Source organism: Herpetosiphon sp., assembly GCF_003512625.1.
Lineage (GTDB): Bacteria > Chloroflexota > Chloroflexia > Chloroflexales > Herpetosiphonaceae > Herpetosiphon > Herpetosiphon aurantiacus.
In genome coordinates this window covers 42,342-65,178 of sequence record NZ_DOPT01000087.1, presented here as the reverse complement: position 1 = coordinate 65,178, position 22,837 = coordinate 42,342, and the positions used below count along the sequence as shown (strand labels likewise).

The 22,837-nt window shown below is 50.7% G+C and carries 19 protein-coding genes, 1 tRNA gene and 1 other RNA gene; 9 read left to right on the top strand and 12 right to left on the bottom strand.

Annotated elements, in window-relative coordinates:
- Positions 1 to 123 precede the first annotated feature (123 nt).
- Positions 124 to 2,037: a hypothetical protein gene (locus DEF47_RS18455; protein WP_012191088.1), complete on the top strand. Its 1,914-nt coding sequence runs from the start codon at positions 124 to 126 to the stop codon at positions 2,035 to 2,037.
- A 165-nt stretch (positions 2,038 to 2,202) separates the two neighbouring features.
- Here the strand turns inward: DEF47_RS18455 and DEF47_RS18450 are convergent, their stop codons facing one another.
- The 5 genes from DEF47_RS18450 to DEF47_RS18430 all read right to left on the bottom strand — a co-directional run bounded on the left by DEF47_RS18450 (position 2,203) and on the right by DEF47_RS18430 (position 4,995).
- On the bottom strand, positions 2,203 to 2,766 hold the full coding sequence (locus DEF47_RS18450) for a hypothetical protein (RefSeq protein WP_012191089.1): 564 nt from the start codon (positions 2,764 to 2,766) through the stop codon (positions 2,203 to 2,205).
- A 12-nt stretch (positions 2,767 to 2,778) separates the two neighbouring features.
- Positions 2,779 to 3,354 carry a hypothetical protein gene (locus tag DEF47_RS18445; RefSeq protein WP_012191090.1) on the bottom strand — a complete coding sequence of 192 codons (576 nt, stop codon included), beginning with the start codon at positions 3,352 to 3,354 and terminating at the stop codon, positions 2,779 to 2,781.
- Positions 3,355 to 3,366: 12 nt separating this feature from the next.
- A complete protein-coding gene (locus tag DEF47_RS18440; protein ID WP_012191091.1) occupies positions 3,367 to 3,885 on the bottom strand; it encodes a hypothetical protein in 519 nt (172 codons plus the stop codon).
- Positions 3,886 to 3,946: 61 nt separating this feature from the next.
- On the bottom strand, positions 3,947 to 4,504 hold the full coding sequence (locus tag DEF47_RS18435) for a protein-glutamine glutaminase family protein (protein ID WP_012191092.1): 558 nt from the start codon (positions 4,502 to 4,504) through the stop codon (positions 3,947 to 3,949).
- Between the two features lie 53 nt (positions 4,505 to 4,557).
- Positions 4,558 to 4,995 carry a WXG100 family type VII secretion target gene (locus DEF47_RS18430; protein ID WP_012191093.1) on the bottom strand — a complete coding sequence of 146 codons (438 nt, stop codon included), beginning with the start codon at positions 4,993 to 4,995 and terminating at the stop codon, positions 4,558 to 4,560.
- Between the two features lie 497 nt (positions 4,996 to 5,492).
- On the opposite strand from DEF47_RS18430, the gene DEF47_RS18425 reads away from it, so the two are divergent.
- The 5 genes from DEF47_RS18425 to DEF47_RS18405 all read left to right on the top strand — a co-directional run bounded on the left by DEF47_RS18425 (position 5,493) and on the right by DEF47_RS18405 (position 12,780).
- Positions 5,493 to 7,193 (top strand): proline--tRNA ligase, encoded by a 1,701-nt coding sequence (locus tag DEF47_RS18425; protein WP_012191094.1) that lies wholly within the window; start codon positions 5,493 to 5,495, stop codon positions 7,191 to 7,193.
- Between the two features lie 405 nt (positions 7,194 to 7,598).
- Entirely contained in the window at positions 7,599 to 8,414 is an 816-nt protein-coding gene (gene proC, locus DEF47_RS18420; RefSeq protein WP_012191095.1) for a pyrroline-5-carboxylate reductase, read from the top strand.
- Between the two features lie 139 nt (positions 8,415 to 8,553).
- Positions 8,554 to 10,170 carry a Mur ligase family protein gene (locus tag DEF47_RS18415; protein WP_012191096.1) on the top strand — a complete coding sequence of 539 codons (1,617 nt, stop codon included), beginning with the start codon at positions 8,554 to 8,556 and terminating at the stop codon, positions 10,168 to 10,170.
- A gap of 8 nt (positions 10,171 to 10,178) precedes the next feature.
- A complete protein-coding gene (locus DEF47_RS18410) occupies positions 10,179 to 11,423 on the top strand; it encodes a hypothetical protein (RefSeq protein WP_287045283.1) in 1,245 nt (414 codons plus the stop codon).
- A gap of 208 nt (positions 11,424 to 11,631) precedes the next feature.
- Positions 11,632 to 12,780, top strand: coding sequence for an acyl-CoA dehydrogenase (locus tag DEF47_RS18405; protein ID WP_012191098.1), 1,149 nt, complete (start codon positions 11,632 to 11,634; stop codon positions 12,778 to 12,780).
- Positions 12,781 to 12,869: 89 nt separating this feature from the next.
- On the opposite strand, the gene der is transcribed toward DEF47_RS18405, so the two are convergent.
- The 6 genes from der to DEF47_RS18375 form a co-directional block, all read right to left on the bottom strand.
- Positions 12,870 to 14,237, bottom strand: a complete 1,368-nt coding sequence (gene der / locus DEF47_RS18400; protein WP_012191099.1) for a ribosome biogenesis GTPase Der — start codon at positions 14,235 to 14,237, stop codon at positions 12,870 to 12,872.
- 41 nt (positions 14,238 to 14,278) lie between these two features.
- A complete protein-coding gene (locus tag DEF47_RS18395) occupies positions 14,279 to 15,589 on the bottom strand; it encodes a THUMP domain-containing class I SAM-dependent methyltransferase (RefSeq protein ID WP_287045282.1) in 1,311 nt (436 codons plus the stop codon).
- A gap of 105 nt (positions 15,590 to 15,694) precedes the next feature.
- Positions 15,695 to 17,410, bottom strand: coding sequence for an HD domain-containing phosphohydrolase (locus DEF47_RS18390; protein ID WP_012191101.1), 1,716 nt, complete (start codon positions 17,408 to 17,410; stop codon positions 15,695 to 15,697).
- 46 nt (positions 17,411 to 17,456) lie between these two features.
- Positions 17,457 to 19,028 carry a DUF512 domain-containing protein gene (locus DEF47_RS18385; RefSeq protein WP_012191102.1) on the bottom strand — a complete coding sequence of 524 codons (1,572 nt, stop codon included), beginning with the start codon at positions 19,026 to 19,028 and terminating at the stop codon, positions 17,457 to 17,459.
- A gap of 350 nt (positions 19,029 to 19,378) precedes the next feature.
- Complete coding sequence (gene yhbY, locus DEF47_RS18380; protein WP_012191103.1) at positions 19,379 to 19,681, bottom strand: ribosome assembly RNA-binding protein YhbY; 303 nt, start codon at positions 19,679 to 19,681, stop codon at positions 19,379 to 19,381.
- A gap of 61 nt (positions 19,682 to 19,742) precedes the next feature.
- Positions 19,743 to 19,818 (bottom strand) — tRNA-Gly (locus tag DEF47_RS18375).
- Between the two features lie 245 nt (positions 19,819 to 20,063).
- Between DEF47_RS18375 and DEF47_RS18370 the strand changes: the two genes are divergently transcribed.
- Positions 20,064 to 21,143 carry a sensor histidine kinase gene (locus DEF47_RS18370; RefSeq protein ID WP_287045281.1) on the top strand — a complete coding sequence of 360 codons (1,080 nt, stop codon included), beginning with the start codon at positions 20,064 to 20,066 and terminating at the stop codon, positions 21,141 to 21,143.
- Positions 21,144 to 21,191: 48 nt separating this feature from the next.
- On the opposite strand, the gene ffs is transcribed toward DEF47_RS18370, so the two are convergent.
- Positions 21,192 to 21,291: signal recognition particle sRNA small type (gene ffs, locus DEF47_RS18365), an RNA gene on the bottom strand.
- Between the two features lie 472 nt (positions 21,292 to 21,763).
- Here ffs and DEF47_RS18360 point away from each other — a divergent pair.
- Positions 21,764 to 22,639 (top strand): nucleotidyl cyclase domain-containing protein, encoded by an 876-nt coding sequence (locus DEF47_RS18360; protein WP_012191105.1) that lies wholly within the window; start codon positions 21,764 to 21,766, stop codon positions 22,637 to 22,639.
- Positions 22,640 to 22,674: 35 nt separating this feature from the next.
- Positions 22,675 to 22,836 (top strand): hypothetical protein, encoded by a 162-nt coding sequence (locus DEF47_RS18355; RefSeq protein ID WP_287045279.1) that lies wholly within the window; start codon positions 22,675 to 22,677, stop codon positions 22,834 to 22,836.
- The last annotated feature ends 1 nt before the right edge of the window (position 22,837 follow it).

Genomic DNA, 22,837 nt, shown 5'->3' with positions numbered 1-22,837 from the left:
CAGAAATCATCCTCGTTAGCACCCGCCAAATCGTGTACAATAGCGCTAGCTACACACCCAAAATTCCGCCCACCCAACCAACAGCACCAAAATTTCAGCCGATTCAGCCGAGGAGTAACGATAATGACTGAACTTCCACTGCGACGATTGATTTTGTACAAACATGGCGTTGGCTATTTCGAGCGGCGCGGTCAGTTCGAGGGCACGAAACTGGCGTTGGCCTTCAGTCGCGAAGCCATGGACGATGTGCTGAAAAGTTTGGTGGTGTTGGAAAAAGGCGAGGGTCATGTCAAGGGCATCGATTACGAACGACCTGAATCATGGAGCAGCCGACGAATTGAGCTTGGCGCTGGCCGCCCACTGCGCGATCTCTTAACCGAATTACGCGGGCGACGAATTCGCCTAGCCTTGCGCGATGAAGCTGCTGCCGAAGGCTTGATCGTCGGCATCGACGAGCCACCACCAGAAGAGCCAATTTCGCAATCGCTGGTGACAATTTATCGCAGCGATGTGCGCCAAATCACCTTGCATCGTTTAAATGATATTCGCGGCGTGCAATTGCTTGATTCGGCTGCCGACGAAGTGCTGTGGTCGTTACGCGCCAACAGCGATAAACAAGATTCGCGCACAGCCACGATTCAGCTCGACGAGGGCAAGCACGATCTTTTGGTGGCCTACCTTGCGCCAGCCCCCAGTTGGAGGGTTTCCTATCGGATTATTGTCGATAATATCGAAACCGAATTGCCCGATGTGCTACTCCAAGGCTGGGGTTTATTCGATAATGTGCTTGATGAAGATTTAGAAGATGTGCGGATTTCGTTGGTTGCAGGCCGTCCAGTTTCGTTCCGCTACCCGCTCTACGAGCCGCAACAACCGGAACGCCCGTTGATTGAAGACACAATTCGGCCTGCCGCACCACCAGCCTATACCTTGGCTGCTCCGGCTCCTGCTAGCGCACCACGACCAAAAATGATGCGAGCCATGGCTATGCGTGAAGAAGCATTTGCGGGAGCTGATCTTGATAGCCTGAGCATGGATGAAATGGCATCAATTGCACCCGTTGCCGAAGGTGCTGCCCAAGGTGCGTTATTCCGCTACGATGTGCGCGAACCAGTCAGCGTTGGCCGTGGTCGTTCAGCTTTAGTACCATTGCTCAATTTACGCACCGCCTGTCGGCGCGAGTTGGTCTATCGCGGCGCGGCGGGCGAGACCCATCCCATGGTCACGGTACGCTTTGAAAATAGCAGCGGCCTAACCTTAGAGCGCGGCCCAATTACAATTATGGAAAGTCGCTCATATGGCGGTGAAGCAGTCTTGAACTGGACAGCCGAAGGGGCAATGGTCACAATTCGCTATGCCCAAGCCTTGGAAGTTTCAGTTAAAGAAAATCAAAACTCGGCGCATCAGACCCGGCGTATCCGGCTTGGTCGCGATGTGTTAATTCACGAAGTTGAAGAATCGCTAACCACGATTTACACCGCAACGAATACTGCTGGCGAAGCCCGCGTGATCAAAATTGAGCATCCTTTGCGTCACCCCTACGAGCTGTTCGATACCGTCCAACCAGCCGAAGCCAATAGCCAATTGGCCAGTTGGTTATTGCCAATTCCAGCGCGAGGCGAAGCGGCCTTGCGCGTGCGCGAACGACGCTTGGTTGAACGGCGCGAACACATTCGCTCGATCAATTTCGAGCAATTGCGCCGCTATTTGATGGATCGCATGCTCGATCAAAATACGGTCAGCGAGTTGCGCGAAGTGCTCACGCTGTATGCACGAATTGATAGCATCGTTCAACGCTACAACGAAATTGAAGCGTTACGTCAGAAGATCTACAATCAACAAACTCAAATTCGTGGCAACCTCGATGTACTCAAAAACGAAGGCGGCGAGGGTGAACTCCGCACCCGCTATATCACCACCCTAGCCGAAACCGAGGATCAACTCAACGGCCTGCGTGAGGAAGAAGTGACATTGCGCAGTGAAGAAGCCGCCTGCCACGCCAAACTCGAAGAGCATCTCAGCCGCTTTCCGGGCTAGGATAGAGTAAGTTTTTAACAAAAGTTGTGTAGGATTTATCGTCGATGTTCATGCCCTCACCCCCTTGCCCCCTCTCCCGCCCAGCGAGGCGAGGGGGAAATCCTCTATCATAAATGTTACTCCCGCTCAGTGGGCGAGGGGTTGAGGTGAGGGCATGAACTTCCCTTATTCAACTAATTTACCGAGCTGGCGAAAATGCTGCTTGACGGCTTCGGCCATCGCTCCATCGTCACTGACAATCGCAGCTGGCGAAGTTGCGCCTGTTTGCATCAAGCGATAGCTAAGCTTGGTTGTATCACCCACATTTGCTTGCAGTTCGTGATACATCACGGCAGTTTCTGGTGCAATATATTTGCTGGTAATGCTTAGCTCTCGCTGATAGGCGCGAATAATCTGTCCATTGAATACAACTAAGGTTGTGCCTTCTGACATCCAAAGTGGCGTTTTTTGATTGCCTTCAGCCCAAGGGTTTTGCAGCACTAAGGTCTGTTTCGGCCAATTATATTCAACGATAGCGCTATCAGATAGTACATAGCTGGCTTGTGAGAGGTCGGGATCACGTAAGATATTCCACTCCTGATTGGCTGCAATATGGGCATCTTTCTGTTGGCTAAGGACTTTATGCTCAAAAAAATATAAACGATAGCTTGTAAGTTGATTGGCTGCGGGTGGAGTTTGATCGGTTTGGATGCAGCCAATCAGCACTATGAGCAACCACCAATAGCGCATGGTCAGAATCCCTTACTCAACCAACTTTCCAATTTCGCGCAAATGCTGCTTGACGGCTTCGGTGATAGTCGGATCAGCTGCTAAAAATTGCGATTGTGGCGGGTACATAACTGCCGATTTTGGATGAAATGAATAGACCAACTTGCCTTGTAATTCTGGATTCTCCATCAGAATATAGTCATTTGATAAGGCCATCGCTGGGTAGTCAAATCGCCGAGGGCTAATTGCGGCCACGACCTTGCCTCCAAACAAGCGTTGCCCGTTATAGATTACGACAAATGAACCTCCACCATTCCACATATAACCTGGCGCATCACGATCAGTTTGCCCCCATGGATTAGTAAAGGTGATGGTTTGGGTTTGCCAATGATAACTGAGCAATAGATCTTCGGTTACGGTAAACGCACTTTGTGCTAAAGGCACAGCTTGTAAAATCGGCCATGCAGTTTCGGCGCTTGATCCAAGTCCCGGTACGGCATCTTGATCGAAGATATAAATCGCAAACTGATTGGCTGTGGGTAGAGGTTGATCGGTTTGGATGCAGCCAATCAGCAATAAGAGCAACCACCAATAGCGAAACCATGCCATGGTCAGAATCCCTTACTCAACCAATTTGCCAAGCTGGCGCAAATGCTCTTTGACTGCCTCGCCGATTGTTGGATCGGGGTTGGGAAAACTATGGGGAGCATCACTACGAATCGTTCCGCTATTCGAGCGTAACTGATAAACCGAAATCGCTTGCTGATTGCTATACGATTCGATTGTATCAAGCAATAACGGATAATCGGCGGCCATTGCGGTTGAGTTTGAACGCACGCGCCCCATTACAATGCGTTGTTGATTAAAGACCAGCACAAAAAATCCTTCAATATCCATCTCAGCAGGGCGATCTTTGGCAAGTACTCCTTGGGGATTACGAATCCGCAGTTGTTGCTGAGGCCAATTATAGTCAACGAGATCAGTTTGATTGAGAACAATAGAAGCTTCAGCTAAATCAATTGTTTGGAGTGCTGTCGTTGGATTTTGATTTGGTCCTTCAAACTGATTAATCACTGTTCGCTTGAAAAAAAATATTTCTAAACTTTGACCATTCGTAGTTGATTGCTCTTGCTGCTTCATACATCCTCCCAAAATAATTAATATTAATGCATATCGCCAAAATTGCATAGTACACCTCCATTTATTGGCAATAACCAGCTTCTTGACAATAGCGCATATATTCTTCCATGGTTTTTTGAGCATGATCATCAAAAAAAGGTTTATTTTCAGGGGTGACTTGATCCCAAGGGGTATACCAAGAATGATCTTTTATTTCTACATTGGATTGAGGATCATTCATTAATGCTTCCCATTGATCAACGCTTAATGGATGTGTAGAGAGCGAAGGATCAATAACCATTATCTCGACCCCATTTGGGGTTTGGACTTTAATTGCAGGAGCAATATGCCAAGTCCAATTAACAGTTCCATCTTCGGATGAAAATCCAGGATACATTTTATCAGTTGGCACAGTCAGCGTAGGATTACTATCTGATGGACTACGATCAAGGATTGTGACTTTAAACATATCATCTGGATTAATCCCATAGCGCTCAACAATTCGGTTGCCCATAAGATATGATCGGGCATAACAACCATCGTCTTTAAAATTAAATGGAATATCTGCCTCATTCGCCATATCATCAAAAATCAAGGTGGCATCGGCATAACTGACCGAGCCATCTTGATTAACTTGCACACCATCGGCACGATCATTCTGCCATGTTTCGACCGCTTGGAGAATAAAATCAATTAATTTTTGAAAAATGGCGGCAGCAGCGGTTTGTCGCTCGGTGGCGTTGGGGTTGGGGTAGATTTCGATCGTATCTCGCCATCAACGAATTGGACAAACATCGCACCATTACCACCTACGGCCATCGCGCCAACATCGCCGCGAAACAGTGCGGCGGCTTCAGCCTCAGCATCGGCCATGATTTTCCGAATGGCCTTGGTGGTTTCAACACTGCCTTGCAATGAATGCAACAAGCGCTGAAAAGCTGGCTTAACCACATGGTCAAATTCTTGAAAACAGGCGTTGGCGGCACTGCCTTGCCATTGGCCGGCTTGTAACGAGGCCATGGTTTGGCAGAGGCTGGCTTGAATGGTTTGACTCTGGTCATACAGTTTTTGGAAACGTTGGATGATCGTATCCACAACGGCATAGTCGATCTGCACAATTGGTGAGGACATAGCGTCAGACCTCACAACGAGGGGGGGAACTCTGGCAAGCATGCAGGAAATTGGAGAGGATCGCCCTCAGTTCTACTCAATCAGCTTGAGTATAATGCCAGAAACTGCAATTGCAAGGGTAAACTTTTAGCTCAAGCGGCCAATTGACAGGTTTGCATAAGCTATGATAGAGTTGCAGCCACAAAGTTGATAGCAAACGTTGATGGGGATTAGTAGCGCAGCAGGAGCCAACCAGCGATTCGAGGATGGTGTAAGCTCGAAATGGACTAGGCTGCCCGAACCCACCCCAGAGTTACCGCCGAACCAAGTGTGTACACCACACCCAAACAAGGTTGGTCGGGTTTGTCGCCGAGATCACGACACGTCAATTCACTGGTTGACGACCAAGGGGAGGCTCATCTGAGCTTCAACTAGGGTGGTACCGCGGTTTTTTTAGCCGTCCCTAGATGCTGTTGCATCTGGGGACGGTTTTTTTATTGGCTGCAAGGAGGTCGGTTATGCGGATGAGTAGTGGTTTCGGGCGCACCTTGCGCGAGGCTCCAAGCGAAGCAGAATTAGCTGCACATCAATTAATTTTACGGGCTGGCTTAGCACGGCAATTATTAGCTGGTGGCATGGCGCTGTTGCCACTGGGCATGCGAGTATTTCGGCGGATTGAAGCAATTATGCATGCTGAATTAGCTGCTATCGGTGCTGGTGAATTTCGCACGCCAGTTGTGCATGCTGCCAGTTTATGGGAGCAAACCGGACGTTATGCCCAATATGGCGAGGCTATGCTACGCTTCAACAATCGCAATCAACAGGCTTTATTATTTGCGCCAACCCACGAAGAGGCGGTTGCCGAGCTAGCCCGTCGCGAGGTTGATTCGTATCGCCAACTGCCAAGCCTGCTCTACCAAATTCATACCAAATATCGCGATGAATTGCGGGTTCGTGGTGGTTTGTTGCGGCTACGCGAATTTACCATGCTTGATGCCTATTCGCTTGATACCGATTGGGCGGGCTTGGATATGGTTTATGATCGGGTTGCGCTCGCTTTCGAAACGATCTTTGAGCGGTGTGGCGTGCGTTTTACCGCTGTCGAAGCCGATGGCGGCGAGATGGGCGGCCGTGAACCACGCGAATATATGGCGTTTTCGAGCAGCGGCGAAGATAGCTTGGTGGTTTGCCCGCTCTGCAGTTACGCCGCCAATAGCGAGGTTGCGGTGCGCGGCCAAGCTGCTGCCAATGATGATGTCGTACCAGCTATGAGCGAAATCGCCACTCCAGCCTGCACCACGATTGCCGAACTCGCCACATTTTTGCAGGTGAGCGAAGCCCAAACTGCCAAAGCAGTCTTTTTTAACTCAGCCGAAAAGGGCTTGATTTTCGTGGTGGTGCGCGGTGATCGTGAAGTCAATGAAATTAAATTACGAGCGGCGGCAGGTGTTTCGGCGCTTGAGCCAGCCACGCTTGAGCAAATTAGCGCGGTTGGGGCAGTCGCAGGCTATGCATCGCCAGTTGGCCTGAGCAATGTTACAGTAATCGCCGATCATTCGGTGGTTGGCGTTGGTGGCTTGGTTGCTGGAGCCAATCGCACAGGCTATCACTTACAAAACGTCGTGTATGGCCGTGATTGGCAAGCAACCGTGGTTGCTGATATTGCCAATGTCGAGGAAGGCGATGCTTGCCCTGTCTGTGGCGCAGCTTTGAGCTTGGAACGGGGCATCGAAATTGGTCATATCTTTAAATTAGGCACTCGTTACACCGAAGCGCTCGGCGCAACTTACCTTGACCCACAAGGCCAAGCTCAGCCAATCGTCATGGGTTCGTATGGCATTGGCCTCGAACGTTTGTTGCAAGTCATTATCGAGCAGCATCACGATGAAAAAGGCATTGTTTGGCCTGCATCGGTCGCACCATTCGATCTGCATTTGGTGCAACTTGGTGCTAGTGCCACGGTCAGCGAGGCCGCTAATCAACTTTATCAACAATTGAGCGAAGCTGGTCTCAGCGTGCTCTACGACGATCGCAATGAATCGGCGGGAGTCAAATTTAACGATGCTGATTTATTGGGCATGCCGTTGCGGCTTACGGTTGGCGAACGTGGCCTCAAGCAAAATGTTGTCGAGTTACGCCAACGAGCAACTGGGGTAGTCGAGACAATCGCGCTTGATCAAGTGGTGAAGAGTATTAAGAACATAGAGCATAGAGCATAGATGTAATGGTTTATCGCATGAACAACCGCCAGCGTTCCCTCACCCCCTGACCCCCTCTCCCGCCCGCGAGGCGAGGGGGAACCGCTCCAGGAGTGCTCCCCTCGCCCGCCGCCTTGGGCGAGGGGTTGGGGGTCAGGGGGTGAACCATGGTTGCCAACCTCATGAACCATTACACATAGAACATAGGAACGAGGGGTTAGCCAGTTTTTAACGCAGAGGCGCAGAGTACGAAAGGATGAGGGATGAGGGATGAAGGATGAAGCTAATTGGTGCAATTCGTGGAATTCGTGGCAAAAAAGCCTACTCCCTTTGTGCCCTTCGTGGATCAAAATCAACGTTTCCGCAGCGTGGCGGCGAGGCAATGGTGCCTGTGAACCTTCAGCCAATCATGGAGAACACCAGACCATGTTAACCAATCTCAATGTTGCAGTTATTGGCACAGGCACCATGGGCGAGGCCGTCATCGGTGGCCTGCTCCAAGCCGAATTAGTGCAGCCAACCCAGGTTTTGGCAGCCACTCCGCGCCCTGAGCGTCGCCGCGAGCTATCACAACGCTGGGGCATCGCCACCACAGGCGATAATCGCGAGGCCGCAACCTGGGGCAATGTGGTCATTTTGGGCATCAAGCCTCAGATGACTGAGCAAGTGCTGCCCCAACTCAACGGCGCATTTCAAACCGATGATCTGATCGTTTCAGTTTTAGCTGGGGTCAAGATGCGCCAAATTGCCGAAGCCACCGGACATAGCGCCATCGCCCGTTCGATGCCCAACACTCCGGCCCAAATTGCCGAAGGCATTACGGTTTGGACAGCCAGCAAGGGGCTTGATCAAGCGCGGCGTGGTTGGGCCAAAATCGTGCTCAGTGCGATTGGCGAGGAAGTTGAGGTTGAGGACGAGAAATTTATGGATATGGCCACAGCGCTCTCGGGCACAGGTCCAGCCTATGTTTTTATGGTAATGGAAGCCTTGATCGATGCTGGCGTGCATATGGGTTTTCCCCGCCGGATCGCGGCCCAACTAGTCGAGCAAACCGTAATTGGGGCAGTGCGCTACTCGGCCCAATCGGGCAAGCATGTCGCCGAATTACGCAATATGGTCACTTCGCCAGGAGGGACAACCGCCGCAGCGCTTTATGAACTCGAAAAAGGTCGTTTGCGCACGGTTTTAGCCGATGGAGTTTGGGCTGCATATCGTCGCGCTCGTGAACTTGGCGGCGAGTAGTTGTTCAAATACAGCCGAAGTCTCAGCGAATTTTCGCATAATGCTTAGGCTGTGATTGAGTAGCAGCAAATCAATTGCATTTTTCAGCTGTCCATGTACCATTAAGCCTAGATTCGTGCTGAATTAAGGTTGGTGGCCTATGCTGGAGTTTCGTGATATTCGGGCCTTGGAAGGGCCAAATGGCTATGATCATGCCCCGGTTGCTTTAGTTCGGCTGGTTGGCGAAACTGTGGAGATCGATGCTTGGCTCAAGCAAGTGGCGCTGGCGTGTGCCAACTATGGCATTGCCCATACTGAGCCTGTTTTACAACAACACCCTAGTTTGGGTGAATATGCGATTACTTGGCGCACCGCCACGCCCGAAAGTTTGGCTCTGCTGCTTGAGCAATTGGCGGGCACGGATGCAGCCGCTAGCTCGGCTGAAATTCAGGCTATGTTGGAGCAGGAGCAAATTCCAAACCCATTGCACGATTTAGCCAAGCAACACTTGCCACTTTGGCGCGAGGCTGAAGCATGGTGGGTTGGCTATGGTCGTTATCGCCAAAACGCTGCTCAATTCGACCTTAGCACGTACCAAACCTTGCCAATTATTGCGATTAGCGGTACTAACGGCAAAACCACCACGACCCGCTTGATCGATTTTAGCCTGCGCACGGCGGGCTACCAAACAGGCCGCACCGATACCGACGGCGTTTGGATTAACAACCAAGCAATCGAGCAAGGCGATTGGACAGGTTTTGGTGGAGCACAACGGGTGCTGAGCCATCCAGCGGTCGAGGTGGCTGTGTTGGAAACTGCTCGCGGTGGTTTATTGCGCCGTGGCTTGGCCTTCAACCATTGCGAGATTGCGGTTTTAACCAATGTTGCCGACGATCATCTGCCAGATCGCGGTTTGGCAACCGTCGCCGAAATGGCTCATTTCAAGGCCACCATCGTGCGAGCCGCCCAAAAAGCCGTTATTTTGAATGCTGATGATCCAGTGTTAGTTGAGGTGGTTGCCCCTCAAGCAACAGCGCCAATTATCTGGTTTAGTTTGCAAGCCACCAATCCCTTGATTGTGCAAGCGCAACAGAACCAACAAGCCTGTTTGTATCTCGATGCTAACCAATTAATCCTGGCCAGTGCTGGCCAAACTCAAGCATTAATTGCGGTGGCTGAGTTGCCCTTGAGCTTTGGCGGAGTGGCGCAGCATAATATCGCCAATGCTTTGGCTGCCGCTGCCGCACTGTTTGCGTTTGGATTAAGCGCTGGCCAGATTGCGCTTGGCCTCGCCGGATTTCAACCAAACGCCGAGCATAATCCAGGCCGTTTGAATCAATTTCAACGCGATGGCATCACCTTGTTAATTGATTATGCGCACAATAGCGATGGGCTGCGGGTATTATTAGCCAGCGCCGCGCCCCTTCGCGCCGCCAATCGCCATATTGCCATGGTGTTCAGTGGCACTGGCGATCGTACCGACCAACAAATTCAAGAACAAATGACGATCATCGCTCAGCATGTCGATCGGTTGATCCTCAAACGTGATCCATGGTTTTTGCGTGGGCGCGAACCAGGCGTTTTAGAGCCATTGATGATCGCTGCGGCAACTGCTGCTGGCCTTGATCCTGCCGCAATCGCTGAGCTAGAGGGCGACGAAGCTGCGTTTAATGAGCTGACCCAACCAGCCAAGGCGGGCGATGTGCTGATTTGGATTGTTTATAAAGATCGGGCTAGCAAAATTGCCATCGCCCAAGCGTGGGAGCGCAACCCATGAGCGAAGCCATGAGCGAGTCTGTAAGCATCCAAGAGGAATACCTGTGGAATAGCGCCCGTGAGGATCTGCCGCCCAAAAAACCATTGGTTGAAATTGGTTGGGTGTTAATTGGCACCTTTGAAAAAATCGACGAAGGCGCAATTCGCACAGCTCGCGAACGGACTCGTGAATATTTACGCCAGCACTTCCCTGAATTTTCGTGGCGCGTGCCAATTGTGGTGCGCCCCGACCCTGACCCTGGCGATGTGCTAGCCGAGCCAATTCGCTTAATTGATATGGCGGTGACCGAGCGTTTGACTAAGGGTTGGGATTTTGCGATTGCTTTTACCGCGACCGATCTACATTCCCTGAGCAAACAATATACGCTTGGCACGCCCGCCAGTGGCCTTGATGCAGCGGCGATCTCGACTGCGCGGCTCGACCCAACTGCGCAGCGCTCGATGGTACGCAAAGCTGAGCGCGAATTGGTGTTGAGCAATCGAATTTGGGCTTTATTTTTACATTTGCTGGGCGATTTGTTGGCCTTGCCGCATAACGACGATCACAGTAGCCCAATGAGCGTGCCGCGTGTGCCCGAAGATCTCGATGCAGTCCACGATTTTAGTAGCGAGGAGCATGAGTGGATGCTCGAATCGCTGACCGAAGTTGCCGACTTACGGGTTGAAGAAACTGGTCAATCATCGCGCAATCCATTCTTTTTTACCTTGCGGGTGCTGGTGCGCTCAGGCCGCGAAATTATCGCCGCAGTTGCCCGAAACCGCCCATGGATCTTGGTTTGGCATCTGACTAAATTTACGGGCGCAGCCTTATCAACCTTGCTAATTCTGCTCTTTACCGCCGAAGTCTGGGATGTTGGCGTGCGCTTGCCATTGGCTGAGGTAGCTGGCGCGTTAGGAATTACGATTGCCGGAACAACCACCTTTGTCGTGACGCGCCAACGATTGCTCACCCGCCGCACCCGCTTTCGGCTGACTGAGCAAGTTGTCGTAACCGATTTCGCGATTATTCTGACGATTTTAGGCTCAATGCTTTCGATGGTGTTGCTGCTAATCAGCGCGGCAATGTTGGTGATTTGGGTGGTGCCAAATGAGCTAGCCGAACGCTGGACTGATTTTGCGATTCTGTCGCTTGAGCATAATCTGGCCTTGGCTGGCACGGTTACGATCATTGGCCTGATTGTAGGCGCACTTGGGGCCAGCATCGAAGACCAAACCACCTTCCGTCATGTGGCCTTCATCGATGAAGAAACTTAATTAGAGGGATGAAGGATGAAATTTAACCACGAAGAACACGAAGAGCACGAAGGTCGATAAACTTTGTATGCTTACAGTATCCCCAAGCTCAATTCTGACTTTTGGTTCTTGCTTTCATCCCTCATAATTCATCCTTCATCCTTCCGACAACTTCTTGGTATACTACAATGAGGCAACGAAGCCGACCAAATCATAGGAGATATGCTCAATGGATTTCCAGTTAACCCAAGAACAGCAAGAGTTACGTCAGAGTGTGCGTGAATTTGCTGAGCGCGAGTTATTGCCCAAAGCCAAAGACGTTGATGAAAAAGCCCAAATTCCAGCCTCGACCTGGCAAAAAATGGCCGATATGGGTTTGATGGGCTTGCCTTTTGCCGAAGAATTGGGCGGCGCAGGAGCCGATGCGATTAGCGCAGCGCTGGCAGTCGAAGAAATTGCCCGCTGTTGTGGCTCGACGGCGCTTTCCTATGCAGCCCATGTTGGTTTGGGCAGCGCCCCCATCGCGATGTTTGGCAACGATCAACAAAAAGAGCAATTTCTGCGGCCCGCCGCTGAAGGTCGTTACCTTGGAGCATTTGGCCTGACCGAGCCGCATGCTGGCTCCGATGCTGGCTCAACCCGCACCACCGCCGTGCGCGATGGCAACGAATGGGTGATCAACGGCGCAAAAATGTGGATCACCAATGCCGCCGAAGCCGGCCACCTGATCGCTACCGCCATTACCAATAAAGATCGTGGCAAGCGTGGCATCAGCGCGATTATCATTCCTAAAGGTACGCCAGGCGTACATTTTGGCAGCCCTGAGCACAAAATGGGCTTACGTGGCTCGAATACCCACGCCATCACCTTTGATAATGTGCGGGTTCCGCTAGAAAATCTGCTGGGTGCTGAGGGCGATGGCTTTGTGCAATTTCTCAAAGTGCTCGATGGCGGACGGATTTCGATCGGGGCAATGGCGATTGGTTTAGGCGTGGCCGCGATGGAAGCTGCGGTCAGCTATGCCCGTGAGCGTCAAGCCTTTGGTCATGCGATTGGCAGCTATCAATCGATCAGTAATATGTTGGCCGATATGGATACCGAGCTAGAGGCAGCTCGTTTGCTGATTTTACGCGCCGCATGGCTCAAAGAAAACGGCAAACCATTCACCCGCGAAGCAGCGATTGCCAAACTCTATGCCTCGGAAGCCTCAGAACGCGCCTGCCGCAACGCTGTCCAAATCTTTGGCGGCTACGGCTATAGCAGCGAATATCCGGTTGAGCGCTACTATCGCGACACGCGTTTGCTGACGATTGGCGAAGGCACATCGGAGATTCTGCGCATGGTCATCTCACGTGGTTTACTTGGCGAATTAGCCTAATTCGCTGGAATTAATCATTAAATAGTTAATCGTAAAAAGCACCTCAATCGTAATTGATTGAAGTGCTTTTTAATTGAATGCTAGAATATTTAGCGCTTACCGGAAACCGAGACGGTTTGCTCTTCTTCGCGGCCTTTGAACACCAAAATAATTGGTGTGCCAATAAAACCATATTGTTCGCGAATACGATTTTCGAGGTAGCGCTTGTAGCCAAAGTGCACTTGTTCTGGCGCATTCGAGAAGAACAGGAACACTGGTGGCTCGACTTGGGCTTGAGTTGCATAGAATAAGCGCAAGTGAGCGCCTTTATGCATCGCTGTTGGTGGATGTTCGCGCACCGCCGCCCGCAACAAGTTGTTAATATCCGAGGTGCTTACGCGTTTGTTGCGTTCGCTCTGGATTGTTTGGGCAATATCGAGCACTTTAGTAGCCCGTTGGCCAGTTTTTGCCGAAATAAATTCAATCGGCGCATACGGCGCAAAGTGAAACACCTGCGACATCGTAGTTTTGGCATCTTCGTAGCTGAATTTGGCTTTATCGATCAAATCCCATTTGTTGACGATAATCGCCAAGCCTTTGTTAGCTTCCAAAACCATACCTGCGACGTGGGTATCTTGAGCGGTTGGGCCTTCTTGGGCATCGACCAAAATCAAGGCAATATGGCAACGCTCGATCGCTTTCATCGTGCGTAACACGCTGTAGCGTTCAATCCCTTGCTCAATCGAGCCACGCCGCCGAATCCCAGCGGTGTCGATCAAGGTGATTGGAATGCCTTTATAGGTCAATTTGGTGTCGATTGAATCGCGAGTTGTGCCAGGAATATTGCTGACAACCACCCGCTCTTCGCCGACCAATTTATTCAGCAAGCTCGATTTACCAACGTTTGGTCGCCCGACAATCGCAATTTTCAGCGAATTGTCGTCTTCCTCTTCTTCTTGGCCTGCTGGCAAGTGGCGTACAATTTCATCGAGCAAATCGCCCGAGCCAGTGCCATGGTAAGCGCTCAAGGCAATTGGGTCGCCCAAGCCAAGGTTATAGAATTCGACCGCATTCTGGCGGCGATCTTCGGTATCGGCTTTGTTTACACCCAAGACCACGGGCTTGCTGCTGCGACGTAACAAGGCGGCAACCTCTTCATCAGCAGCAATCAGTCCTTCACGCACATCGACCATAAACACAATCACATCGGCTTCATCGATCGCCAATTGAGCTTGTTGGTGAGTACGGCGCACAATTTCAGCCAAAGGCAAGTTCGGGTCATCATCGCCAACCAACAACCCAGCTGTATCCACAATCGTAAATACGCGGCCATTCCAGATGGTTTCGCCATATTGGCGGTCGCGGGTTGTACCAGCTTCATCGGCAATAATCGCGCGGCGCTCGCCAATCAGCTTATTAAACAAGGTCGATTTGCCAACGTTAGGTCGGCCAACAATCGCCACAATTGGTTTTTCCATGGTTATACCTCTTTCGCAATGCGGCCCAAAAGCCAACATCACTACATTCTACGACGTTCAAGTTGCACAATCGTGGCCGTTTGACCCAATACAGCGATTGGGAAGGTTCCACGAACTCGTAATTCTGGGGTAGCATTGATTTTTTCGCGCAGCACATCGATTTCGGCAGCCAGCGCCACGATCATGCCGCCAGGCGCAACGATTCGCGCCCATTCTGCACAGACCCCAGAATAGAGTTGATGCAATTCATCGATATTGTTGACTTGTTTACCAAAGGGCAAATTGGTGACGAGCTTGTTAATTTCGCCTGGTTGGAATGGTAAGTCAGTAGCATCTAGACGGCGAATGGCTAAATCGCCGCCAACGCTTGCCAAGTTACGGCTCAGAGCTTTGACTGCTTCACGGCTCTTATCGCCAGCAATCAGCCGCTCAAACGGGCCAACTGCTGCGCGTTCAGCAATGATCGTTCCTGTGCCAGCCATGGCATCTAAAAAGACATCGGTCGGTTGCGGGTTGGAGAGCCGCACCATTGCTGCGGCAATCGCAGGTCGCAAGGCCGCCGGACGATCAACCACCCGCTGAATGCGATGGCGCATACCGCCAGTTGAAAGCCGAATTGCAACCACAATTTCGCTGCCAAATAGGGTTACCCACATTTCAACATCGGCTTCTTCTTCGACCAATTTCCAGCGGCCTGGCCAGTTATCGCGCACAGCATCGGCGACGGCGATACCCACGGCTTTACGAGCAAAATCTTGCTTGCCCGTGACCCGCGTTACCACCCGAAAACTGGTCATTTTGGGCGTGCGACCACCATTCAAGGTAAAAACCCGCAAGGCTGTTGGCACAAGCATACTATTTTTGACCGCAGCATGAATTTGCTTCAAACCACTTTGATCAGGTGAGATGTTGAAAGCCCGCGCTGCCACCACAAATAAATCTTCGGCAGTCCGCAAATTAAACAATTCTTTAGAGTTGGTGTCGGTATGAAACAACAACATATCATCTTTTTGGGTAACGTGGCGTTGGGCAACTAGCATTGGTTTTTGCAAGGTAGCATTAATTTCGGCCAACAACAATTGGCCAACCCCAGGTTGGGTTTGCACTGCAAACAACGGACGGCTCATATCAACCGTTGGCTGTTTGACAAATGCTCGCTGACGAACTGCTCCGGCAGGAGCCGCCCCCGCTGGGCGGCCAGCAGGATCATGACGTGGACCACGGGTTGGCGCTTGATTGGGGCGTGAGCCAGGTCGGCCAGGCCGTGCTGGACGAGCGGCATTTGATTGCGGGCCGCGCTGTGGGCTACGGCGTTTTGGGCGTTGGAATGGCATATCTATTACAACTCGCAAAAATTACGAGTTTTCCTTTCATCAGACTAAATTCAGGCCAAACAGCCATGCTGTTGACCAACAAACCCACCATAGCCCGCGCAAATGCCCGAAAACCCAGCCTGCTCAAGCCGATGGTGTTAGTGGCGTGCGAAATGGCGTTGCATCGTTGATAATTCGATGGTCACCAATATCATCACGCAAACGTTGAGGGCGAACTCGCCCACGATTTAATGCTTGCCAGAGCGCTTCAACACAGACAGCATCAAATTCTGTGTCGGCTCCAGCCCGCAAACGTCGAAACGCTTCTTCAGTTGGTAAGCCTCTGCGATACGGTCGGTCAGAGGTCATCGCATCAAAGGCATCGGCCACGGCAACAATCCGTCCGCCGAGTGAAATTTGGCCTTTGGCTAAGCCATAGGGGTAGCCGCTACCATCAAGTCGCTCGTGATGTTGAATAATCACAGGCAACTCGGTTTGCAACATGCGAATATGGCCGAGAATTCGCTCGCCAATTTCCGGATGCGATTTCATCTCGCCAAATTCATCGTCGGTCAAGCGCCCAGGTTTCTTCAGCACCCCATCGCTAATGCCAATTTTGCCAACATCGTGCAAAATCGCGCCAATGCGTAGATGATGAATAAAACTTGGCTCTAGCTCTAATTCCTCAGCAATCGCCACGGCAAATTCCGAAACCCGCTTGGAATGGCCTTCGGTATATGGGTCTTTGGCATCAATCGCCGCTGTCAAGGCTTGAATAACATCGAGAAATAGCTCGTTGACATCAGCATACAAATCGGCAATTTCGAGCACAGTTGCAGCTTGCCGCGCCAACGTTTGCAACAACAATTTATCATCATCATCGAAACGGCCATCACGTTTATTCAAAACCTCGATGCAGCCAATCAGATGTTCCTCGGATTGCGCTCGTTCACGGCCAAAAGTAATGCACCGAGTGCGCAATGGCACAGCCAAAATTGAACGGGTCTCAAAGCCAGTCATCTGATCAACACTACCATCGTGGCGTTGATCGCGCTTGACATCGCCAACGCAGATTGTCTCGCCAGTTTCAGCGACGTAGCCTGCGATGCCACGACCTTTGGCCAAACGCACCGACTGAACGCGTTCATGCAGATGGCCAGTTGAATGCTGCAAAATCAAATCGCCCGATTCTGGCTCGGTCAAAAACAGCGAACTAGCCTCGGCATCAAGCAAAATTCGCGCATAATCGATGATCAAATTCAGCAAGGTTGTGCGGTCGAGGGTCGAACCAATATGGCCCACAATCTCGACTAAGGCACTCAAGCGTGATTCACGTTGCTGACTTTTTTTCAACAAGCGGGCTTTTTCGACTTCGGCAGCCATGCGATTGCCCAAGAGTTTGAGCAAGCGCGGCTCAGAGCGTTGTGGATTGAAAATCTGAATCACCCCAACGACCTGTTCTTCGAGCAGCAGCGGCAACGACAGTAGCGAGCGTAATTGCAGGCTGTTGGCCTCGCCTAGCCGTCGATCCCAACGTGGGTCTGCGTTGATATCTTCGATCCACAATGGTTGAGCTGCGCGAATGGTAGCCCCAACCAAACCGATATTAATTGGTAAACGCATGCCAACCAAATGTTGACTCGCCGGATCGCCATGGACAACTTGAAAGACGATCTCATCGTCATCAACCAAATAGAGCGTACCCGCCTCACCGCCAGCAATCTCGATCAACAAGGCCAGCATGCGATCAAGCAACGGATCGAGGGTCATACTGCTAGCAATTGCATCAGCCCGCTCAATCACGACCAACACTTGTTCCAACTCAAAGGCACTATTTTGCACAACCGTCTGCGATGTCATACTCATGCTCCACTGTGTCGGGTAGCACTCGCAGGCGGCTGAGCGGCTAGCGCATTGAAGCCTGAGCCAGATACCGGCGCTGCGAGCGCGGTTTAGCTTGGCGGCTGAGTTGACGCACGACCCGGCGAATTTCGTGGGGCATCCGTGCCATTGTCACCTGCGCACCAAGTGCGGTTGCAATTTGTTCAACAGTCCATTCATCAATTGTACGAGTTCCGGAGTGATCGAACATCACTTTCGGCAGCATCACAATATCAGCGGGGCCATGCTTTTGTAACTCAGCGACCACATCGCCGCCAGTCAGCAAACCCGAAACTGTTACCATCTCGCCAAAAAATTGATTGACGACTGGGCATAATTCTACGGTCAGGTTTTCAATTCGACTAAGTTGTTCAGCGACTTGTTGCAACACGGGAGCGGCGAGCGTTGCGCAAGCCAGCAACATACGGGTGGGTTTATCGACGGCACTTGGCAGCGAAGGCACAATCTCGGCCCATTCATCTTGGAATTGGCGCACCAAGCCCACACCATTCTCTAATTGATCGTAGCCTTCGTACAACGAGCCATCGGGCTGTTCGCGGCCCGCCAACAGATAAAACTCATCCGAGGGATAGACTAAGACCGAGCCATGTTCGGCCATATAATATTCTTGAAATGGTTCGCAGATATCGATCACCGCAGCGGCTTCATCGCCACGATATGGCCGCAACTCGACTTCGGTGGCCGCCCCCAACCGCGCACAAAAGCCGAGATTTCCTTCCTTGGCCGCTTGAAACAATTCGTTGGCAACTGGCGCTTCTTCTTGCCAAATTGGCTGAGCTTCCCAGTTGCTATCAATCCATTCGGCGCTTTCGTGCACACGGATGGCAGCTTTGATGCTTTGGGGCTTCTTGCCCTCAAAGCGATAGCGGGTCAGGCCAACTGGCACAATCGCGATGCTTTGAACAATTGGGTACAACTGGCCCAATTCATGGATGGTTTGGGCTAAGGCTGGGCCATCATTCAACTGTGGACAGGCCACCACTTGGGTATGCACATCGATGCCCAAATCGCCTAAGCGTCGAATTTGCTCCAACACATCGGGAACATCGGGCTTGCCCAACAAAATTGCCCGCAAGGTACGATCAGTCGCATGGACTGAAATATACATTGGCCCCAAGCGTTGTTCAGCAATCCGATCCCAATCTTCCTCCTTGAGATTCGTCAATGTTACAAAGTTACCATACAAAAACGACAAGCGATAGTCATCGTCCTTAAGGTAGAGTGTTTTGCGGAATCCTTTAGGCATTTGGGTCAGAAAGCAGAAGGGGCATTTATTATTACAGGTTCGCAAGCGATCAAATAATGGCTCGACAAAATCGAGGCCAAGCATATCATCGGGGTTTTTGGTTAATTGGATGCTACGTTCTTCGCCAGCTTGGCGCACCAGCAACTCAACTTGATCTTCAGTCATGGCAAAGCGAAAATCAATCACATCGCGCATCACCCGACCGTTGACTTGCAGAATTGCGTCGCCAGCTTGTAGCCCAAGTTGCGCACCAGTACTGCCTGCTGCGACTGCTTGAATAACCCCGCCATTGCCTGGTCGAATATTACTAAGATTTGGTTGATATTCCATAGCACATCACTGTTTATTGCGTTAAGCGCGGCTGCTAATCGCACAAAAGGCGCACCTTGCATTGTGCGCCTCATCCGCATTCTATCGCGTCAAATTACCAAGGGCCGTAGCCCAACATTATGTATTATAGCAGAAAGCCTTGATTGTGCTAGACGCTGATTTAGCGTGGCAGCACAATGAGTTCTCCGCAAACGCACATTTTTGGTCGATTTTCAATGCCACTTTATCCCTCAAATTGCCATTTAGGGGGTGCAGGGGGATGAAAACACCCTGCGTTTCCCTCCGGCGGAGGGACGGAAGGGTGGCGAATCAAAAGTAGTGCTAATTGTGAACAGAACTCGCGATGTAGCTTAGCGTGGCAGCACAATTACTTGTTTATCATCAAGCCGGCTTGGTCGATACAGAATCGCCACATTGCCCACCAACGCGACCAACGTAGCCTCAGTATCAGCCACTAATTGATCAGTTAATTCGCGCCGTTCTTCTTTAAATTCGCCAAACTTCACTTTGATCAATTCATGGGCATCAAGAGCGGCGGCCACAGCGGCTACCACCGTGCTTGAAAGCCCTTGCTTGCCAATTTGCACCACAGGCTTGAGATCGTGAGCCAAACGGCGCAAATATTGGCGCTGATTACTATTTAATGTGAGCATTATTGCCCTTTCAAGGTTCGATTGCAATAAAAAACTGCTGGTTTTCACCAGCAGTCATTCGTGGAGCGGGAAACGAGACTCAAACTCGCGACCTTCTCCTTGGCAAGGAGACGCTCTATCAACTGAGCTATTCCCGCATCGCGTTATGGGCTTATTATACACAGCTTGGAGAAAATTGCAAATTGAGCCAACTTCTGGCTCAACCTAAGTTTAGAATGATGGATTCTAAGTGATGCTAATCAGCAGAAATTACTTGTTCATGCTTTGTCGATATTTTGTTCAAATCTTGTCGTAGGCTCAGCTTTCTGCTACACTCAAATTAATGAAAGGTGTGGATGATGCCCTCGACAAACACCCAAATCAGCCAATCACGGAAAGCTTTATGAAGCGCCTATTGCTCCACATCCGCTGTTTTTTAATGGCTGGTGGCAACCTGTATGCCTTACGAACTGGGCTTTTGCCATGTTTGCTGGCGTGGACAGCTTGGCGACACCCGCACTATGTGGCGCTGGCCTTGGGCTTAAGCAGTTTTAGCTATCTGGTGCACTATTTGCGCTATGCTGAGCGTTGGCCAATTGGACGAATGCCATGGATTGATCAATGGGCTGAATTTGGGCTAGCGCTGTTGATGCCACTGATCGCGACTGGCTGGTATAGCCCATGGTTATTTGATACATGGCTGATGTTGGCTGCAACGGCACATCAACTTTCACGGCGCAGTAGTCCTACGCTGGGCATAGTATGGTTGGGCTATAGCGTAGCGTTGTTTGCCAGCAATCCCTTGGGCCAAACCAACCCGATGCTCTTTTGTATGTTGGTGCTAGGAGTTCCAGCAATTTTATTGATCAGCATCAAACCGCAGGAAGTTGAACCGATTCCGCAACCAAGCTCGCGCATGCTCAGCAGTTTACAGACAGCGCAACGCCGTTTTGAGCTCATTCGGGCAATTATCGACCATGCCCAACGCTCAGCAATGGTTGAAGCGGTTTATCATCAAGCTCAACATGGTGTACGCGACTTAAGCTTATTAATTGATGACATTACACCGCAAGCCGTCCAACCAAGCCTAATCGAACGTTTTAAACCAATTATTGAACGCTGGAAAATCAACAATGGGATTGACGTAGCGTTTCATACGACGATCGTACCGCAGCAATTGAACCCATCGATTGAAGCCTTATTCGTGCGAACACTCGAAGAAACCTTGAATAATGTGGCTCGCCACGCCCAAGCGAGTTTGGTCGAGATCAGCCTCCGCAGCGATGAACAGCACATTAGTTTAATTGTCCGCGATAATGGGATTGGCTTGGTATATGGTACGACGCAACGGGCTGGTAGCCGTGGCTTACGTTGGTTACGGTATCGGGCGCAAGAGATCAATGGCTATTTGGATGCCTATGACGGCGTTGATGGCGGCTTAGTCGTGCAACTATCAATTCCACTAACCGTCTATGTTACCTAAAAAAGCAACAACCACCATTATTTGAATGGTGGTTGTTGCCAAAAGAGCATGGGCCAGGCAACCCTGTGACACCCACAGAGGCAAGCGTACCGTTGCTATCTTTCAATCCTGGCGGAGTTGGCAAGCATATGCCGCACAAGACCCGACCCATCCGTCATTATAGGCTACAAGCGGCTTTAAGTCAAAAACTGTTGATCTTTTCATCTGGCATGGTATACTGGCGATGGCCAGAAACAACTACAGCCAATGGTGTCCTAGAAGATAGCGATGTGTCAGAAAGCAGCGATGCCAGAGCAAGTGCATCGCTTTTTTATTGGATACTTAATTTTTTTTAGGACAAAAGTCACCCTTGACACTTTTAGTGTCAGAGGCCAAAGTAGTAGACGACCATTGGTAGGTAGTCCTTTCTCTTGATATGGTTAAGCTTAAGTACTATCAAAAATTTAGTACCCACGCTTTAGAATATTCAGTTGGCACACGACCAAAGACACCGTACTATTGTAAGTAGCGCTAAGTATTCAATTTGGGCCCGATCCTCGTTGGAATCCGATGCGGCGGAAGCTTAGCTCAGTGTTCAATTTTGGTGTAGTGTGGCACCTATAGCCAGAAAGTAAGCCACCATGAAGTACCTGCGTCGATCAATTATTGCGCTCGTTCTCTATCTTGCTGCGTTTTTCAACATCGAGCGGCTGGACTTCCAGGGCGAGAATGTTATTGACCTACGTTCATTTGTGTATGTGCTCGGGTTGGCAGCAATCCTTACGACTATTGTGCTGCCATTTTTTCGGCAACGTCGGCTTTTGGTGGCCCTCACCTACTGGGGCGCGATCTACGCAATTATTCGTTTAGCATTTTTCAATGATGTTTCGTTTGTTGGGGTCGATATTTACTTGTCGTTAACTGAATTGGTGTTCTTATTGGTTGGTGTTCGCTTTGCCCACCAGGTTGCCATCGATCTTTACGATTTCGAGCAAGCTGTGATCAACATCACCTTGCCGCAAGTTAATCGCCAAATCCGCCCGCTCAACGATTCCAACGATGAAATTCAAACTGAGATGGTGCGGAGTCGTCGCCATCGTCGCCCAATGAGTGTGCTGGTGATCAAGCCCGATCCCCAATCAGTCAATCTGGCGATTCATCGCAGTGTCGAAGAAGTGCAAAAATCCATGATGACGCGCTATGTCGTAACCAGTTTAACCCGCGTTGTCGCCGATGTTATGCGCCGAACCGACATGATTTTTGAGCAACCAAGCTCAAACCAATTTATCGTGATGAGTCCCGAAACCAATGCTGCTAATTCTGTTTCGTTTGCGGAACGCATCAAGGCTGCTGCGTCCGAGAGGCTGGGTGTAGATGTGTTGTGTGGAATTGCATCATTTCCCGACGATGCCCTGACATTTGACGAGTTGATCCGCGAGGCCGATACCCGTGCGTTGCGCCAACTCAAAGGGGTAAAACCACAAGACACACGCTCGACCGTTCAGACTGAGGTTTAAAGCGCCGTTCATGCATCGTGCAGAAAGGAACCGTCATGGCTTCTTCACTCAACTATCGTGAAAACCCAGCCTATGCCTGGCTGTTTCAAATTCAACCCAATCGCTCGCCAATGGCTCGTAAAATCTATTTGGCGAGCAAACGAATGATGGATTTGTTGATTTTATTAATGGCAATGCCCTTTTTGCTGCCATTTTGAT